Source organism: Teichococcus oryzae, assembly GCF_008386565.1.
In the GTDB taxonomy this organism is placed as follows: domain Bacteria; phylum Pseudomonadota; class Alphaproteobacteria; order Acetobacterales; family Acetobacteraceae; genus Pseudoroseomonas; species Pseudoroseomonas oryzae.
This window is the reverse complement of the sequence record NZ_VUKA01000001.1, coordinates 984,766-1,001,981: the sequence shown is the minus strand read 5'-3', so window position 1 is coordinate 1,001,981 and position 17,216 is coordinate 984,766. Positions and strand designations below refer to the sequence as shown.

At 71.3% G+C, this 17,216-nt stretch carries 17 protein-coding genes; 15 read left to right on the top strand and 2 right to left on the bottom strand.

The window, feature by feature from the left end; translation table 11 throughout:
* The first annotated feature begins 7 nt into the window (after positions 1-7).
* From F0Q34_RS04640 to F0Q34_RS04585, 12 genes are all read left to right on the top strand, one after another.
* Positions 8-1,135, top strand: a complete 1,128-nt coding sequence (locus F0Q34_RS04640) for a DUF4336 domain-containing protein (RefSeq protein WP_206667948.1) — start codon at positions 8-10, stop codon at positions 1,133-1,135.
* A 161-nt stretch (positions 1,136-1,296) separates the two neighbouring features.
* The gene (locus F0Q34_RS04635) at positions 1,297-2,133 is read left to right on the top strand and encodes an SRPBCC family protein (RefSeq protein ID WP_149810924.1); all 837 of its coding nucleotides are present in this window, start codon (positions 1,297-1,299) and stop codon (positions 2,131-2,133) included.
* Between the two features lie 27 nt (positions 2,134-2,160).
* Entirely contained in the window at positions 2,161-3,081 is a 921-nt protein-coding gene (locus tag F0Q34_RS04630; RefSeq protein ID WP_241665313.1) for an AAA family ATPase, read from the top strand.
* A gap of 19 nt (positions 3,082-3,100) precedes the next feature.
* Positions 3,101-4,288 carry a vWA domain-containing protein gene (locus F0Q34_RS04625; protein ID WP_174241974.1) on the top strand — a complete coding sequence of 396 codons (1,188 nt, stop codon included), beginning with the start codon at positions 3,101-3,103 and terminating at the stop codon, positions 4,286-4,288.
* Positions 4,289-4,314: 26 nt separating this feature from the next.
* Positions 4,315-4,635 (top strand): XdhC family protein, encoded by a 321-nt coding sequence (locus F0Q34_RS04620; RefSeq protein ID WP_149810921.1) that lies wholly within the window; start codon positions 4,315-4,317, stop codon positions 4,633-4,635.
* Complete coding sequence (locus F0Q34_RS04615; RefSeq protein WP_149810920.1) at positions 4,632-5,339, top strand: XdhC family protein; 708 nt, start codon at positions 4,632-4,634, stop codon at positions 5,337-5,339. The genes F0Q34_RS04620 and F0Q34_RS04615 overlap by 4 nt, the downstream gene beginning before the upstream one ends.
* The gene (locus F0Q34_RS04610) at positions 5,336-6,994 is read left to right on the top strand and encodes an NTP transferase domain-containing protein (RefSeq protein WP_149810919.1); all 1,659 of its coding nucleotides are present in this window, start codon (positions 5,336-5,338) and stop codon (positions 6,992-6,994) included. Before F0Q34_RS04615 ends, F0Q34_RS04610 begins: the two co-directional genes overlap by 4 nt.
* A gap of 29 nt (positions 6,995-7,023) precedes the next feature.
* The gene (folK, locus tag F0Q34_RS04605) at positions 7,024-7,515 is read left to right on the top strand and encodes a 2-amino-4-hydroxy-6-hydroxymethyldihydropteridine diphosphokinase (RefSeq protein WP_149810918.1); all 492 of its coding nucleotides are present in this window, start codon (positions 7,024-7,026) and stop codon (positions 7,513-7,515) included.
* A gap of 96 nt (positions 7,516-7,611) precedes the next feature.
* Complete coding sequence (rpoZ, locus tag F0Q34_RS04600) at positions 7,612-8,010, top strand: DNA-directed RNA polymerase subunit omega (RefSeq protein WP_149810917.1); 399 nt, start codon at positions 7,612-7,614, stop codon at positions 8,008-8,010.
* Positions 8,011-8,071: 61 nt separating this feature from the next.
* Positions 8,072-10,357 (top strand): RelA/SpoT family protein, encoded by a 2,286-nt coding sequence (locus tag F0Q34_RS04595; RefSeq protein ID WP_370751026.1) that lies wholly within the window; start codon positions 8,072-8,074, stop codon positions 10,355-10,357.
* A gap of 49 nt (positions 10,358-10,406) precedes the next feature.
* Positions 10,407-10,820: a holo-ACP synthase gene (gene acpS / locus F0Q34_RS04590; protein WP_149810916.1), complete on the top strand. Its 414-nt coding sequence runs from the start codon at positions 10,407-10,409 to the stop codon at positions 10,818-10,820.
* 70 nt (positions 10,821-10,890) lie between these two features.
* Positions 10,891-11,310 (top strand): TonB family protein, encoded by a 420-nt coding sequence (locus F0Q34_RS04585; RefSeq protein WP_149810915.1) that lies wholly within the window; start codon positions 10,891-10,893, stop codon positions 11,308-11,310.
* A gap of 3 nt (positions 11,311-11,313) precedes the next feature.
* Here F0Q34_RS04585 and F0Q34_RS04580 read toward each other — a convergent pair whose 3' ends face one another.
* Complete coding sequence (locus tag F0Q34_RS04580) at positions 11,314-11,670, bottom strand: YraN family protein (RefSeq protein ID WP_149810914.1); 357 nt, start codon at positions 11,668-11,670, stop codon at positions 11,314-11,316.
* Positions 11,671-11,745: 75 nt separating this feature from the next.
* Between F0Q34_RS04580 and F0Q34_RS04575 the strand changes: the two genes are divergently transcribed.
* The gene (locus F0Q34_RS04575) at positions 11,746-14,169 is read left to right on the top strand and encodes a penicillin acylase family protein (protein ID WP_149810913.1); all 2,424 of its coding nucleotides are present in this window, start codon (positions 11,746-11,748) and stop codon (positions 14,167-14,169) included.
* A gap of 59 nt (positions 14,170-14,228) precedes the next feature.
* Positions 14,229-14,975, top strand: coding sequence for an arginyltransferase (locus F0Q34_RS04570; protein WP_149810912.1), 747 nt, complete (start codon positions 14,229-14,231; stop codon positions 14,973-14,975).
* A gap of 10 nt (positions 14,976-14,985) precedes the next feature.
* Here the strand turns inward: F0Q34_RS04570 and epmA are convergent, their stop codons facing one another.
* Positions 14,986-16,044: an EF-P lysine aminoacylase EpmA gene (gene epmA / locus F0Q34_RS04565; protein WP_149810911.1), complete on the bottom strand. Its 1,059-nt coding sequence runs from the start codon at positions 16,042-16,044 to the stop codon at positions 14,986-14,988.
* 37 nt (positions 16,045-16,081) lie between these two features.
* On the opposite strand from epmA, the gene F0Q34_RS04560 reads away from it, so the two are divergent.
* Complete coding sequence (locus F0Q34_RS04560) at positions 16,082-17,209, top strand: lysine-2,3-aminomutase-like protein (protein ID WP_149810910.1); 1,128 nt, start codon at positions 16,082-16,084, stop codon at positions 17,207-17,209.
* Positions 17,210-17,216 lie beyond the last annotated feature (7 nt).

Sequence of the window (17,216 nt, the reverse complement as noted above, 5' to 3'; positions counted from 1 at the left end):
CACCGCCATGATCCCCACCCGCCTGCACGGCATGATCGATTACGGCGTCGCCGCGCTGCTGGGCGCGCTTGCCGCTTCCCGCGCCCTGCCGCAGCCGGTGCGCGCCGTGCTGGGCGGGGCGGGAGCCTTCCACGCCAGCTATTCGGTTGCCACCGACTACGAGGCGGGCCTCACCCCCGCCATCACCATGCGCCAGCACCTGATGCTGGATGCAGCAGGCGGCGCGGCCCTGGTGGTGGCCGGCCTCTCCATGCGCCGCCAGTCCGATGAAGCCCGCGCCCTGCTCGTGGGGCTGGGCCTGGCGGAACTGGCCGTGGTGGCCCTGAGCAGCAGCCAGCCCGTGCGCGGCCCCGGCCAGGGCTCCACCGCGCAGCGCCTGCTCGGCCATGGCCACGCGGCATCGCCGGACACCGGCTATCCGCCGCTGGACACGCCGAAGCCGGTGGCCGAGGACGTCTTCGTGGTGGACAGCATCATGTCCGCCCCCCTGGATGTTCCGCTGCCGGTGCGCATGACGGTGTTCCGCCTGCCGGATGGCGACCTGCTGCTGCATTCGCCCACGCGCTTCGGCTTCCCCCTTCTTGATTCGCTGCGGCGGATCGGCCGCATCCGGCATCTGGTGGCACCCAACATCGCGCACTGGACCTTTCTGCGGGAATGGCAGCGCCATTGCCCCGACGCCGTCACCTGGGCCGCGCCCGGCCTGCGCGACCGCGGGCAGGTGCGGCGCAGCGGTGTCCGCCTGGACCATGACCTGAGCGAAACGGCGCCTCCCGACTGGGGCGGCGCGATTCAGGTGGTGGAGGTGCGCGGCGGCGCCGGCTTCTGCGAGATGGCCTTGTTCCACCAACCCTCGCGCACCCTGGCGCTCACGGATCTGGCGATGAACCTGGAAGCGCCGCGCCTGCCGGCACTGCTGCGCGGTGTCGCCCGGCTGTTCGGCACCACCGCGCCGGACGGCATGCCGCCACCCTATCTGCGCGCGGCCGTGCGGCTGCGCCACCGGGAAGCCGCCGCCGCGGCGGAGCGCCTGGTCGCGTTGCGGCCCGAGCGCGTCATTTTCGCCCATGGCCGGTGGTTCGAGCGGGACGGCACCGCCGCGCTGCGGCATTCGCTGCGCTGGCTGCTCGGCTGAGCCGCAACCTTCCGGCCCTCCCGCCCTTTCCCGTTTCCGTCATGCGTCCTAGCTTGCAGCTTCGGGCTTGGCCGTAAGGCTTCATCAGACAGGCAGGGGCCGGACAGGCCCTCCAGGGGATCCCGCCACTTCGGGATCGGGCAGAGAAAGGGAGACGCACCATGGAAATGACGGGTGAGCGCACAATCGCCGCGTCGCGGCAGGTCGTTTGGGAAGGGCTGAACGACCCCGAGGTGCTGCGGGCCTCGATCCCGGGATGCGAATCCATCGAGAAGACGGGCGATGATTCGATGCAGGCCCGCGTTGCCATCAAGATCGGCCCCATGGCCGCCCGCTTCAATGGCAAGGTGAAGCTGGAGAACCTCAATCCGCCCGCTTCCTACACCATCAGCGGCGAAGGCAATGGCGGCGCCATGGGCTTCGCCAAGGGCGGTGCCGATGTGAGCCTGGAGGAGTTGGGCCCGCAATCCACCCTGCTGAAATACGCGGTGAAGGCGCAGGTGGGCGGCAAGATGGCGCAGCTCGGCGCACGCCTGATCGACAGCACCGCCAAGCAGATGGCCGACCAGTTCTTCAACCGTTTCGCGGCCACGGTCGCGCCGGAGGCCGCCCCGGAGGCCACCGCCGAGGCGCCCCGGGGCCCGGCCGGCGAGCCCGCCGCGCCCCGTCCCTCCGGACCCGACCTGCCGGAAGGCACCGCGCCGACGCCGGCGCCCGGCACGGAGATCGGCGACACCTCCACCACCGAGCGCCTGGGCGCCGCCACGCTGATCGGCGCCGGCCTGGCGGAGCATGCCGGGGAAACCCCGCCGGGCGGCCGCCCCGCCCCCGTGACAACGCCCGGCGCCCCCACGCGGCACCGCCCCGCCCCGCCGCCGCCGCAGCCGATTTCGATCTTCGCGCTGATGCCGGACGAGATCATGGGCTTCCCGATCGTGTTCTGGATCGGCTCGGCCGTCTGGCTGGTGATCCTGTTCCTGTTGTTCGTGCTGGGCTGAGCCATGTCCCCGCTTCCGGCCCCTTCAATGCCCAGCAGCGTCGCGGAAACCGAGGCGCTGCTGGCGGCCGGCGGCTATGTGGCCGACCGCGCACTGGCCACCACCGTGCATCTGGCGCTCGCCATGGGCCGGCCGCTTTTCCTGGAAGGCGAGCCCGGCACCGGCAAGACGGAAATCGCCAAGGTGCTGGCCAAGGGCCTGGATCGGCGGCTGGTGCGGTTGCAATGCTATGACGGGCTCGACCTTTCCGCCGCCGCCTATGAGTGGAACCATGCGCGCCAGCTGATGGCGATCCGCCTGGCGGAGGCCGCGGGCGAGGCCGGCAGCGAAGCCGGCCGCGCCGCGCTGGAGGACGGCATCTATGACCGCCGCTTCCTGCAGGAGCGGCCCTTGCTGTCGGCCCTGTCCGGCTCCCCCGCCGTGCTGCTGATCGACGAGCTGGACCGCGCGGACGAGCCGTTCGAGGCGTTCCTGCTGGAGATCCTGGCCGATTTCCAGCTTTCCATCCCCGAGATCGGCACGATCCGCGCCGAGACACCACCCGTGGTGGTGCTGACCAGCAACCGCACGCGGGAGGTGCATGACGCGATCCGCCGCCGCTGCCTCTACCAATGGGTGGATTATCCCGACGCGGCGCGCGAGCGTGCCATCCTGCGCTCCCGCCTGCCGGACCTGCCGGAGCAGTTGTCGGCGCAGGTGGTGGCCTTCGTGCAGGCGGTGCGGGCGGGGGATTTCTTTAAATATCCCGGAGTCGCCGAGACCATCGACTGGGCGGCCGCCCTGAACGCCCTCGACGCGCGCGAGTTGGAGCCGGTGCTGGTGGAGGAAACCCTTGGCGCCCTGCTGAAATACCAGGACGACATCGCCAAGCTGCGCGGCGAGGAAGCGGCGAAGCTGGTCGAAACGGCCCGGGACGCCGCCACGCCGCGGCCCGCCCTGCCCTTCTGACCATGGCTTCTTCCTGGACATGAGCGAAGGGCGGCAACTAGCGGAGAACCTGCTCGGCTTCGGGCGACTCCTGCGCCGTGCCGGGCTGCCGGTCGGACCCGCCGAGTTGCTGGCCGGCGCCGAGGCTTTGCGCCGCATCGAGATCGGCGACCGCAAGCAACTTCGCGCCGCGCTACGCGCCACCATGGTGCACCGGCACGAGCATGCGGAGATCTTCGACCATGCCTTCCTGCTCTGGTGGCGCGACCCGGAGGCCGGTCGCCATGCCGCCGCCATGGATGCCCTGTCCGGGGGCAAGCCGCCGCCCAAACCCGGCCCCGGCGCCCGGCGCCTGGCGGAAGCGCTGACCGCCAACCGCCCCATCCCGCCGCCGCCACCGCGCGAGCAGCAGGAGATCGACGCGACGCTGACCGTCAGCGCCACCGAAACGCTGCGGAGGATGGATTTCGACGCCATGGACGCGGCGCAGATCGCCGCCGCCAAGACCGAGATCCGCAAGCTGACCCTGCCGCTGGACGAGCGCCCGACCCGCCGCTTCCGCCCCCATCCGGCCGGCAGCCGCGCCGACCTCCGGGCCACGATGAAGCACAGCCTGCGCCAGGGCGGGGAGATCCTGGAACTGCGCCGCATGCAGCGGGTGGTGCGCCCGCCACCGCTGGTGGTGCTGTGCGACATCTCGGGCAGCATGGGCCGCTACGCCCAGGTGCTGATGCATTTCCTGCACGCCGTCACCAATGACCGCGACCGCGTTTCCTGCTTCCTGTTCGGCACCCGGCTGACCAACATCACCAGGCAACTGCGCCACCGGGACCCGGAGGCGGCGTTCCAGATGGTAAGCCACATCGTGCCCGACTGGTCCGGCGGCACCCGCATCGGGGAGGCGCTGGAATTGTTCAACAAGCACTGGTCGCGCCGCGTGCTCGGCCAGGGCGCCGTGGTGCTGCTGATCACCGACGGGCTGGAGCGCGGTGGGCCGGAGGAGTTGGCGCGCCTCGGCGCGGCCACCGAGCGCCTGCGCCATTCCTGCCGCCGGCTGGTCTGGCTGAACCCGCTGCTGCGCTTCGCCGGCTTCCAGCCCCGCTCCCAGGGCATCCGCGTCATGCTGCCCCTGGTGCATGAGCACCGTCCGGTCCACAACATCGACAGCCTGCGCGCCCTGGTGCAGACCTTGTCGGCACGGCCGCAGGGGATGCGGCCGGGGCGCTGAGCCCGGATGGGATGGGAACAGAAGCGATGAGCGATCAGGAAGACATCCTCGCCACCGCCGCCGGCTGGCTGGCTGAAGGCGAGACGGTGGCGCTGGCGACGGTGGTGGAAACCTGGGGCAGCTCGCCCCGCCCGGCCGGCTCGCAGCTCGCGGTGACGGCGGGCGGCCGGCTGGCCGGCAGCGTGTCCGGCGGCTGCATCGAGGGCGCGGTGGCCGACGCGGCGCGCAAGACCATGGAGACCGGCGCGCCGCAGCTGCTCGATTTCGGCATCAGCGACGAGCGCGCCTGGGAAGTCGGCCTCGCCTGTGGCGGCAAGCTGAAGGTGTTCGTGGAGAAGCTGGCGTGAAGGCGGACCTGCTGGCACGGCTGCAATCGGCGCGCGCCGCCGGGCGGCCCGTGGCGCTGCTGACCCGGCTTTCCGACGGCGCGCAGCACCTCCATCCCGAGGACGCGGCCCCCACTCCCTTGCCCGCCCCTTTGACGGAAGCCGCCGAGGCGGCCCTCGCCGCCGACCGCGCCGCCAATGTCGAGCATGACGGCGCCGCCTGGTTCATCCAGCCGCACAACCCGCCGCTGCGGCTGATCGTGGTGGGCGCGGTGCATGTGGCGCAGGCGCTGGTGCCGATGGCGCGCGGCCTCGGCTTCGCCGTGGTCGTGGTGGACCCGCGGCGCGCCTTCGCCACGGAGGAACGCTTCGGCGCCGGCGTGACCCTGGTGGATGAATGGCCGGACGAGGCGATGGAACGCCTCGCGCCCGACAGCCGCACCGCCGTGGTCACCCTGACGCATGATCCGAAGCTGGACGATCCGGCGCTGGAAGTGGCGCTGCGGTCCCCCGCCTTCTATATCGGCGCCCTGGGCAGCCGCCGGACCCATGCCAAGCGGCTCGACCGGCTGGCCGGGGCCGGGCTGACCCCGGAGCAGACCGCCCGCATCGCGGCGCCGGTCGGGCTTTCCATCAATGCCGTCACCGCGCCCGAGATTGCCCTCTCGGTCATGGCGGAGATCGTGGCGAAGCGGCGCGGTGCCGCCCTGGCGGAGCGCGCATGAAGTTTGGCCCCACTCCCCTCGCCGAAGCCGAGGGCGCGATCCTGGCGCACACCATCCGCCTGCCGGAAGGCACCTCCCCGCGCGTGCTGAAGAAGGGCACGGTGCTGGACGCCGCCGCCCTGGCGGCGCTGCGGGCCACCGGCCATGGCGAGATCATCGCCGCCCGGCTGGAGCCCGGCGACATCCCGGAAGACGAGGCGGCGCAACGCCTGGGCGAGGCGCTGCTCGGGCCCCTCCTGGCCCGTTCCCGCGCCGCGACCGGCCGCGTCAACATCCTGGCCGATGCCGCCGGGCTGTTCGTGGTGGATGAGGCGCTGGTCAACCGGCTCAACCGCCTGGATGAGAGCCTGACCCTCGCCACCCTGCCGAACCATACCCCTGTCTCCGCGCGGGAGATGCTGGCGACGGTGAAGGTGATCCCCTTCTCCGCCCCCGCCGCCGCCCTGCAACTGGCCGAGGTGGTGGCGCGCGGCGGCAGGGCGCTGGCGGTGCATCCCTTCCGCCCGCTGAAGGTCGGGCTGGTGCTGAGCGAGCTGCCGGGGCTGAAGGACAGCATCCTGGAGGGCACGGTGGCGGCCACCGAGGCGCGCATCACCGCCCTGTCCGGCTCCCTGCTGCCCCCCATCCGCTGCCGGCACGAGGAAGGCGCGATTGCCGAGGCGCTGGGCCGGCTGAAGCGCATGGGCGCCGAGTTGCTGCTGGTGGCCGGCGCCTCGGCCGTGGTGGACCGGCGCGACGCCGGCCCGGCGGCCATTGTCAGGGCCGGCGGGCATATCGAGCATTTCGGCATGCCGGTGGACCCGGGCAACCTGATCTGCCTCGGCGCGCTGGGCAACATTCCGGCGCTGGTGCTGCCGGGTTGCGCCCGCTCGCCCAAGCTCAACGGCTTCGACTGGGTGCTGCAACGCCTGTTCGCCGGCCTGCCGGTGAATGGCAACAACATCGCCGGAATGGGCGTGGGCGGGCTGTTGAAGGAGATCGAGACGCGGCCGCTGCCGCGCGAACAGGCCGCGGCGCAGGCTTCCTCCGGCGTGGCGCCGCGGCGCCCGCGCCAGGTGGCGGCATTGGTGCTGGCCGCCGGCCGCTCCCGCCGCATGGCGCCGCTGAACAAGCTGATGGTGACCGACAAGGCCGGCGTCCCGATGGTGGTGCGGGTGGTGAACAACGTGCTTGAAAGCCGCGCCCGCCCGGTCATCGCCGTCACCGGCTACGAGGCGCAGCGGGTGGAGGAGGCGCTGGCCGGCCGCCCCGTGCTGATCGCCCATACGGAGGATTACGCCGAGGGCCTGTCGGGCTCCCTGAAGGCGGGCCTCGCCGCCCTGCCGCCGGAGGTCGAGGGGGTGCTGGTCTGCCTGGGCGACATGCCGCTGGTGACGGGCGCCATGCTGGACCGGCTGATGGCGGCCTTCGACCCGGAGGAAGGCCGCTCCATCGTGATGCCCACCTTCCGCGGCAAGCAGGGCAATCCGATGCTGTGGGCGCGAGAATTCATTCCCGAGATGCTGGAGATCACCGGCGATGTCGGCGCCCGGCACCTGGTCGGCAAATATGCCGAGAAGGTGGTGGAGGTGGAAATGTCGGATGACGCGGTGCTGCGCGACTTCGACACCACCGATGCCCTCAAGATGGCGCCGGACTTCAGGCAGCCGGGATGATCTGATCGCCTCATGATCCTGATAGCCCCATGATCCTGATAGCCCTGGGCGCCAACCTGCCCGGCCCCGATGGCGCGGCGCCGCTGGCCACCTGCCGCGCCGCCGCCGCCGCGCTGAACAACATCGCCGGGCTGCGCCTCGGCGCCCTGTCCGGCTGGTGGCTCACCGAACCGGACCCGCCCGGATCGGGGGCCCCCTGGTACGTCAACGGCGTCGCGCGCTGCGAGGGCATGGCGGAGCCCGCCGCCCTGCTGGCCGCCCTGCAGCACATCGAACAGGCGGCCGGCCGGCAGCGCCCTTATCCCAACGCGCCGCGCACCCTCGATCTCGACATCATCGCCATGGGCGCGGCAGTGCGGGACAGCCCCGATCCGGTGCTGCCGCATCCGCGTGCCCATCTGCGCCGCTTCGTGCTGGAGCCCCTGGCCGAGGTGGCGCCGGGATGGGTTCATCCGCGGCTCGGCGAAACGGTGGAGGCCCTGCTGGCCTGCCTGCCGCCGGCCGACATGCAGCGGCTTTGACGGCTTTCCGGCGCGCCGAATCCCCGGAAAACTTGCCTTTCGCGGGTGCGATGGCTATCTCAGGCGTTCAGCATTTTCTGCATTTGGAGGCCGCCCATGGCCCGCGTCACGGTCGAAGACTGCATCCTGAAGATCCCGAACCGCTTTGAGCTGGTGCTGATCGCCGCGCAGCGCGCGCGCAACATCAGCCGGGGCGAGGAACTGACGCTGGACCGCGACAACGACAAGAACCCCGTTGTGGCGCTGCGCGAGATCGCCGAGGAAACCGTGCAGCCGGCCGAGCTGGAGCAGGACCTGATCAAGTCCCTGCTGCGCGCGCCGGAGCCGGAGCCGGTGGAGGAGGAGGTGATCGACCTGATCGCCACCGACGAGAACATCTTCGGCGTGATGGATGTCAGCGAGGAGCCGCTGCCGGATACCGGCAACGAGGACCTCTCGGCCGACGACATCGAGGCCGCCATCGCCGCCGAGCTGGGCGGCGGCGGGCGTCGCTGAACCGATCGCCCGTGACGGGGCGCGCTTGAAAACCGGCGCCAGGATCGACCTTTTCCCCGTTATGCAGGCGCCTGACGCGGCGGTCGGCGCCGCCGCGCCCCACCATCCCCCGGCGGCGGCCCTGGCCGGGGCGCCGGTCAGCGACCCTCCCGTCATCGAGACACCGGGCACGGAACTCGCCCGGCGGGTCGCCGCCTATGACCCGCGCGCCGACAAGGCGCTGATCGAGGCGGCCTACAACATCGCCGCCACCGCCCATGCCTCCCAGTCGCGGGAGAATGGCGAGCCCTACATCACCCATCCGCTGGCCGTCGCCGGCATCCTCGCCGGCTACCGCCTCGACACCGCGACCATCGCCACCGCCCTGCTGCATGACGTGGTGGAGGACACCACCTACAGCCTGGCCGAGCTGGAACGCCGCTTCGGTGGCGACATTGCGCGACTGGTGGATGGCGTCACCAAGCTGACCCGGCTGGAGCTGCAGTCGGAGCGCACCAAGCAGGCCGAGAATTTCCGCAAGCTGGTCCTCGCCATGAGCGAGGACATCCGCGTGCTGCTGGTGAAGCTCGCGGACCGGCTGCACAACATGCGGACGCTGCATTTCAAGCCGAAGCCGGAAAGCCGCGCCCGCATCGCCCGCGAGACGATGGAGATCTACGCCCCGCTGGCGCAGCGCATCGGCATGGATGCGGTGAAGACCGAATTGCAATCGCTGTCCTTCCGCGAGTTGCAGCCGGATGCCTACCAGACCATCACCGCCCGCCTCGCCTTCCTGCGCGGCCAGGGCGCCGACCTGATCGACGAGATTTCCGCGGATCTGAGGGCGAACCTCTCGGAAGCCGGCATTCCCATCCTGGAGGTCACGGGGCGCGAAAAGTCGCCCTATTCCATCTGGATGAAGATGCACGAGAAGAAGGTGGAGTTCGAGCAGCTCTCGGACATCATGGCCTTCCGCATCGTCACCACCGACAAGGCGAATTGCTACGCGACGCTGGGCGCCATCCATTCCAGCTATCGCGTGGTGCCGGGCCGCTTCAAGGACTACATCTCCACCCCGAAGCCCAACGGCTACCAGTCCCTGCACACCGGCGTCACCGTGCCGGAGCGCCGCAACGCCAAGATCGAGGTGCAGATCCGCACCCCCGACATGCACGAGATCGCCGAATACGGCGTCGCCGCGCACTGGATGTACAAGCAGGGCGGCAATCCCGGCGCCGAGGTGCCGAAGCAGCGCCGCTATCCCTGGGTAAAGGAATTGCTGGAGATCCTGGAAACGGCCGCCGAGCCGCAGGACTTCCTGGAGCACACCAAGCTCGCCCTGCACCAGGACCAGGTGTTCTGCTTCACGCCCAAGGGCGACCTGATCGCCCTGCCGCGCGGCGCGACGCCGATCGACTTCGCCTATCAGGTGCACAGCCAGGTGGGCGATGCCTGCGTCGGCGCCAAGATCAATGGCCGCATCGTGCCACTGCGCCACCAGCTCGAGAATGGCGACCAGGTCGAGATCATCACGGCGCGCGGCGGCACGCCCAACCCGGCCTGGGAACGCTTCGTGGTCACCGGCAAGGCCAAGGCGCGCATCAAGCGCTTCGTCATGGCCCGGCAGCGCTCCGAATTCGGCGAAACCGGCCGCAGCGCCATCGCCCGCGCCTTCCGCCAGGAAGGCATCGACTTCGCCGAGAAGCTGGTAGAACCGGCGCTGAAGCCGCTGAAATACAATTCCTTCGAGGATCTCTGCGTCGCCGTCGGCAATGGCAATATCGGCGCGCGCGAAGTGCTGCACGCCGCCATCCCGGAACTGCGCGGCCCGCCTCGGCCGATGGACCACCTGCCGCTGGCCCGCGCCCGCGGCAAGCCGGGCTCCACGGTGGTGCGGACCGAGCGGCGGCGGGAAGCGAGCCATGGCATCACCGGCCTGGTCGCCGGCATGGCCGTGCAGTTCGCCGGCTGCTGCCACCCGGTGCCGGGGGACCGCATCGTCGGCATCGTTTCCACCGGCAAGGGCGTCACGGTCCACAAGCATGACTGCCACAACCTGGAAGCCCTGGCGGCGACGCCGGAACGCTTCCTCGATATCGACTGGGATTATGAGGCCGGCTCAGGCGGCGCGCATCTTGGGCGGCTGGACGTGGTGACCAGCAACGAGGATGCGGCGATCGCGGCGATGACCGTCGCCATCGCCAAGCAGAACGGCAAGCTGCACAATCTCCGCTTCGCCCATCGCGCCCCGGATTTCGCCGAGGTGGTGGTGGACCTGGAGGTTTCCGACCTGCGGCACCTGTCCAACGTGGTCGCCGCCTTGCGCGCCTGCCCCGGCATCATCCAGGTCGAGCGGTCGAAGGGATGAGGGAGCCGGCGGGGGTGACACCGGCCAGGGCGGAGGCTAGGGCTGCGGCATGATCATCGGCCTCGGCAACGACATCGTGGACATCCGCCGCATCGAGCGCTCGATCGAGCGCTATGGCGACCGCTTCCTGGAGCGCATCTTCACCGCCGCCGAGCGGCGCAAGGCGGACAGCCGCACGGAGAAGCTGCGCGCCGCGACCTATGCCAAGCGCTTCGCCGCCAAGGAGGCCGCCTCCAAGGCGCTCGGCACCGGCTTTCGCGCCGGGGTGTTCTGGCGCGACCTTGGCGTGGTGAACCTGTCCAGCGGCCAGCCCTCCCTGCGGCTGACCGGCGGGGCGGCCAAGCGGCTGGATGCCATTACCCCGGCCGGCCACGCGGCGCAGATCACCCTGACCATGACCGACGAATATCCCTATGCGCAGGCGGTGGTGATCATCGCCGGGGTTCGCATCGCCCCCGTTTGAGCCGGCCTACGGGCGCGACCTGGCGGCAGCGGCGCAACGAACCTTCCACGGCGACGGAAGCTTCGCCATAATGCGCCCCGATTGTTCCGAGGTCATGATGCGCCGCGCCTTGCTGCTCTGCTGCCTTGCCCTGGCCGGCTGCGCCACCGGGCCACGCGACCTGACCCCGGAACAACGGACGGAGCGGGCGGCCTGGCTGGCCGGCGTCAGCCGCAAGCTGGAAGCCAGCCGGTACTACCCGCGCGACCCGCGCAGCCCGGCCATCATGCCGCAAGGCACGGTGGTGCTGGACCTGACGCTGGACCGGAACGGACAGCCCTACACGCCGAAGATCCGCCAATCCTCGGGCGAGCCATTGCTGGATGCGGCCGCCCTGACCACGGTGCTGCGGGCCGCGCCCTTCGCCGCGCCGCCGCCCTTCCTGTTGGATGGTGGCTACGTCACCCTTGGCGTGCCGCTGCGGTACCAGCACCGGCCATCCGGAGGCTGAGGCTCATCCGGCGCGGATCGCGTCGATGATGCGCCGCATCCGCCCCTGCCCGTCCACCAGCACCACGTCGAAGCGGACACCCTCCACGCCATGGCCGGGATTCGCCGCCATCCAGGCCTCGGCGCCGGCCAGCAGCCGCGCCTGCTGGCGTGGGGTCACGGAAAAGGCCGCCTCCGCCAGGGCGGCGCGGGCCTTCACCTCAACAAAGGCCAGCAGCCCTTCCCGCTCGGCCACCAGGTCGATCTCGCCGCCCTGGTTGCGGAAGCGGCGCGCCAGGATGGACCAGCCGCCGGCTTCCAGCCGCGCGGCCACGCGGTCCTCGGCATGGCGGCCGCGGGCCTCGGCGGCCTGCCGGGTCATGGGATCTTTCATCGCAAGCGGCATTTAACACGGCCGGGGCTGCGTCATCCCGGAAACCGTCCTACATCGTGTGTCATGCAACGACGCCCTGGCCGGCTGCGCCGGTTCTTCCGGCGCGGCCTGGTCACGGCCGCCATCCTTGTTCCGCTGGCCCTGGGCGGCGGAGGCGCGCTGCTTTGGGCCACCTTGCCGCCGCGCGAAGGAAATATCCGCCTGCCGGGCCTGTCCGCACCCGTGACAGTGCTGGAGGACGCGCATGGCATCCCCCGCATCACCGCCGAATCCGAGCGCGACGCCATCATCGCCCTAGGATGGCTGCATGCGCGGGACCGCATGTTCCAGATGGAGCTGATGCGGCGCAACGCTTCCGGCCGCCTGGCCGAGATCGCCGGTCCCGCGGCGCTGCGGCTCGACCGCTTCAGCCGCACGCTCGGGCTGGCACGGCGGGCCGAGGCCGACTTCGCCGCCCTGCCAGCCGCCACGCGCGACATCATGGAAGCCTATGCCGGCGGCGTGAATGCCTGGATCGACGCGAAGGGGCGGCTGGCGGCCCCTGAATTCCTCGCCCTCGGCGCGCCGGAGCCGTGGCGTGCCTCGGACGCGCTGCTCTGGGCCAAGACCATGGGACTCTGGCTTTCGGGCAACTGGCGCACGGAGCTGGACCGGGCGCGCCTCGCCGCCATCCTGCCGCCGGAACGGCTGGCGGAGTTGTGGCCCGCGGATGACAGCGCCGGCGAGCCGGACCGCCGCGCCGCGCTGGATGTGGATCGCCTGTCGCGCCTCGCCGCCGCCCTGCCACGCTTCCCCGAGGCGCCGCTGCCCGAAACCGCGTCCAACGCCTGGGCGGTGGCGCCCGGCCGCTCCACGACCGGCGCGGCCCTGCTGGCATCCGATCCGCATCTCGGCTTCAACGCGCCCATCCTGTGGTACCTGGCGCGCATCGAATTGCCGGGTGGGCGGTTCCGCGCCGGCGCCACCTCTCCCGGCGTGCCGTTCATGGTCATCGGCCGCAATGAAAAGCTGGCCTGGGGCTTCACCACAACTCATTCCGACACCCAGGATGTGTTTGTCGAGCGGCTCGCCGATGGCGGCTATGAAACGCCGGACGGCCCGCGGCCCTTCACGGCGCGGGAGGAGCGCATCGCCATCCGGGGCCGGGAGCCGGAAGTGCTGTCCGTGCGCGAAACCCGGCATGGCCCGGTGGTCAGCGACCTGGCGGAAGGCGCCGTCGGCCTGGCAGGGGGCACGGTGCTGGCCGTTTCCATGGCCAATCTCGCGCCGGGGGACAGCGCCGCCGATGGCCTCCTGGCGCTGAACCGCGCGACCTCGCTCGCCGAGGCGCTGCAGGCCGCATCCCGCATCACTTCCCCGCCGCAGAACCTGATGGTGGCGGATGACGCGGGCGGGATCGGCATGTTCCTGACCGGCCGCGCGCCGCTGCGCCGGGCGGGCGATGGCTCGGTGCCCGCGCCGGGCTGGGATGGCAGCCATGACTGGAATGGCTTTGTTCCGTTCGACGCGCTTCCGCACCGGGAAGCCCCGCCCTCGGGTGTGCTGGCCAATGCCAACAACCGCGTCCAGCCCGCCGGGGCCGAGCCTTTCCTGGGCCGCGACTGGTTCGGCGACTGGCGTTTCGCCCGCATCCAGGACCTGCTCTCCGCGGCGCCGCGCCACGCGCCCGAGGATCTGGCGGCCATGCAGCACGACGCCGTCAGCCTGTTCGCGCGGGAGATGCTGCCGCTGCTGCGCGCCCTGCCCCGGCCGGAAGGCGCCGCCGGCACGGCACGCGACCTGTTGCTGGCCTGGGATGGCGCCATGGCGGTGGACCGGCCCCAGCCCCTGATCTTCAATGCCTGGTGGCCGCGCGCCGCCCAGCTGGCCCTGGCGCATGGCGGCGTGCCGGAAGGCGCCTGGGGCGCCACGCCGGAATTCCTGCGCTTCGTGCTGCATCCCGATGGCCGCGGCGCCCATTGGTGCCGCCCCCGCGCGGCGGGGGAAGATGCCGCGCCACCCTTCGCCCCGGGCGGCGCCTGCGCGGTGCTGGCCGGGCAGGCGCTGCGGGAGGCGGTGACGGCCTTGTCCGCCCGCTTCGGCGCCGATCCTTCCGCCTGGCGGTGGGGGAAGGCGCACCAGGCCCGGTTCGAGCATCCGATGCTGCGCTTCCTGCCGGTGCTGGGCGATCTCACCGCCCTGGCCGTGCCCACGGTGGGCGATGACCAGACGGTGAGCCGCGGCGGCATGCGGGGTTCCGGCGACCAGTTCACCCATGTCCAGGGCGCCGGGCTGCGGGCCGTTTTCGACCTGTCCACGCCGGAAGGCGCCTGGGCAGTGATCGCCACCGGCCAGTCCGGCCACCCCCTGTCCCGCCATTGGGGCGACCAGCTGCGGCGCTGGGCCGGGGCGGCGCCGGAGGGAGCGGCGGGCAACGCCCTGCTGCCCCTGGGCAGCGTTCCGGCCGATCGCGGGCACCGGCTTGTTCTTTCCCCGGCAGGCGGCTGAAAACAAACCGCCATCCGGCTGTTGCATCCGGGTTCCCGGATGCGGAAGATAACGGAAACATGCTGCACCGATCGGCCAAGCGCCCGCACTTCTTCTACACCACCGCTCCGCTGCCCTGCCCTTATCTGGCTGGGCGCATGGAGCGGAAGGTGGTGACCGAGCTGACCGGCCCCGAGGCCGAGACGCTGCATGACCGCCTGTCCCGCGCCGGCTTCCGCCGCAGCCACAACATCGCCTATTCGCCGGTTTGCGCCGGCTGCCAGTCCTGCATCCCGATCCGCATCGATGCGGCGCGCTTCACCCCCGACCGCACCCAGCGCCGCATCCTGCGCAGCAATGCCGGGCTGATCGGCACCGCCGCTCCGGCGCGCGCCACGGCGGAGCAGTTCACCCTGTTCCAGGCCTATCAGCGGGCACGGCACCAGGATGGCGACATGGCGGCGATGGGTTTCTACGATTACCGCGCCATGGTCGAGGACACGCCGATCACCACCGGGCTGATCGAGTTCCGCGACACGTCCGGCCAGTTGCTCGGCGGCTGCCTGACGGACTGGCTCAGCGACGGGCTTTCGGCGGTGTATTCCTTTTTCGATCCGGCGCTGGAAAAGCGCTCCCTCGGCACTTTCGCGGTGTTGTGGCTTGTGCAGCGGGCGGTCGAGATGGGCCTGCCCTATGTCTATCTCGGCTATTGGGTGCCGCAGAGCCGGAAGATGGCCTACAAGGCGCGCTTCCGCCCCAGCGAGATCCTGACCGGCGGGATGTGGCGCCTGCTTGAAACAACGGAAGCGGAGCCGGAACGGGTCTGACGCCCGGCATTCACCCCGGATAGGGCCAGCGTCCCAGCCACAGCGTGTCCGCCACCGAGGCCGCCCCCGCCGCAAGCATGGCCAGGCGGTCGAAGCCGAGGGCGATCCCGGAGGTGGCCGGCATGCCATGGCGCAGTGCCGCCAGGAAATCCGCGTCCACCGGCCAGCCTTCGCCGTAAAGCCGCTGCCGCTCGGCGACGTCGCGGGCGAAGCGCTCCGCCTGCTCCTCCGCGTCGGTCAGTTCGTCAAAGGCATTGGCCAGTTCGAGGCCGGCCACGAACAGCTCGAAGCGCAGGGCGGCGCGCGGCTCGGCCGGGTCGCGCCGGGCCAGCGCCGCCTGCGGGGCCGGCCAATGGGTCAGGAAGGTGCCCCGGTCCCGCCCGAGCTGCGGCTCCACCCGCTCCAGCAGGATGCGGAAAAACAGGTCTTCCCAGTTTTCCGCCGGCCGGGGCGCGATACCGGATGCGCCGGCGGCCTCATGCAGGGCATGGGCATCGCCTTGCCCGTCCGGGCCGAGCGTCGCCAGGATGTCGAGGCCGCCCGCATGGCGGCGGAAGGCGTCGGCCACGCTCAGCCGCTCGAAAGGCTGGGACAGGTCGGTTTCCACGCCGGCCGAGGCCACGCGTGGCGGCAGCATGGCGCGGACGTAATCCTCGGTTTCATCCATCAGCGCCGAAAGGGAAGCGCCGGGCCGGTACCATTCCAGCATGGTGAATTCGGGCGCGTGGCGCGGGCTGACCTCGCCATTGCGCCAAACGCGGGCGATCTCGAAGACCGGGCCGCAACCCGCCACCAGCAGCCGCTTGATCGCCAGCTCCGGCGAGGTGCGCAGCCAGAGTGGCATGGCCTCCCCCTCCAGCATCGGCCGGAACTCACTGCGGAAGGCAGCGAGATGAACCTCCATCCCCGGCGCCGGCACGAGAGCGGGGGTTTCCACCTCCATGTAGCCCCGCCCGGTGAAGAAGGCGCGGGTCTCGGCCAGCAGCCGGGCGCGGCGGCGCAGAGCGGGCAGGCGCGCCGCCAGCCTGTCCGGATGCCAGTCGGGAAGGAGGTTTGCGGGATCGGGCATTGCGGCGGCGGGCTTTCCAGGCGTAAGGCGCCCGACCATGCCCGATGGTTCCGCCGATACCAAGCCACGCACAATGCCGGCCGCAGAAGCGCGCACCTTGCGCAGCCCCGCCGCGCTGGTTCGGGCCGGCCTGGTGCCGCCCGGGGCCGAGCCGGAGCTGGACCGGCTGACGGCCCGCTACGCCATCGCCGTCTCGCCCACGGTTCAGGGGTTGATCGACCCGGCCGACCCGGCCGACCCCATCGCGCGGCAATACATCCCCGACATGGCGGAACTGGAAACGGCGGAACAGGAGCGCTCCGACCCCACCAGCGACGTGCCCTTCACGCCGGTGAAGGGGGTGGTCCACCGCTATCCCGATCGCGCCTTGCTCAAGCCCCTGCTGGCCTGCCCGGTTTATTGCCGCTTCTGCTTCCGGCGGGAGGTGGTGGGCCCGGATGGCGGCCTGCTTTCCGAAGCGGAGCTGGAGGCCGCGCTCGACTGGTTCGCCGCCACGCCGCAGGTGCGGGAAGCGGTGCTGACGGGGGGCGATCCCCTGATGCTGTCGCCGCGCCGCCTCGGCCACATCATCCGCCGGCTTTCGGCCATCCCGCATCTGGACATCATCCGCCTGCATTCCCGCGTGCCGGTGGCGGCGCCGGAGCGGATCACGCCAGAGATGCTCTATGCCCTGGAAACCGACAAGGCGTTGTTCCTGTGCGTCCATGCCAACCATGCGCGCGAATTCGGCACGGCCGCCCGCAGCGCCCTGCGGGCGCTGAACCGCGCGGGAACCGTCCTGCTGGGCCAGAGCGTGCTGCTGCGCGGCGTCAATGACAGCGCGGAGGCCCTGGAGGCGCTGTTTCGCGCCATGCTGGCCGCACGGGTGAAGCCCTATTACCTGCACCAGCTCGACCGCGCGCCGGGAACCGCCCGCTTCGAGGTGCCGATCGCCGAAGGCCGCGCCATCCTGCGGGCGCTGCGCGGGCAACTGACCGGACTGGCCTGGCCCACCTATGTGCTGGATCTGCCCGGTGGCGCCGGCAAGGCGCCGCTGGGGCCGGATTTCGCGGTGGCCGAGGGTGCCGACTGGCTGGTGGAAGGGCCGCTGGACGGCATGCGGCAGCGCCATGCGGAACCGCCGCGCCCGGCGCATGGGTTTCCGCCGCCGCATCCGTCGCGCTAGGCTCGCC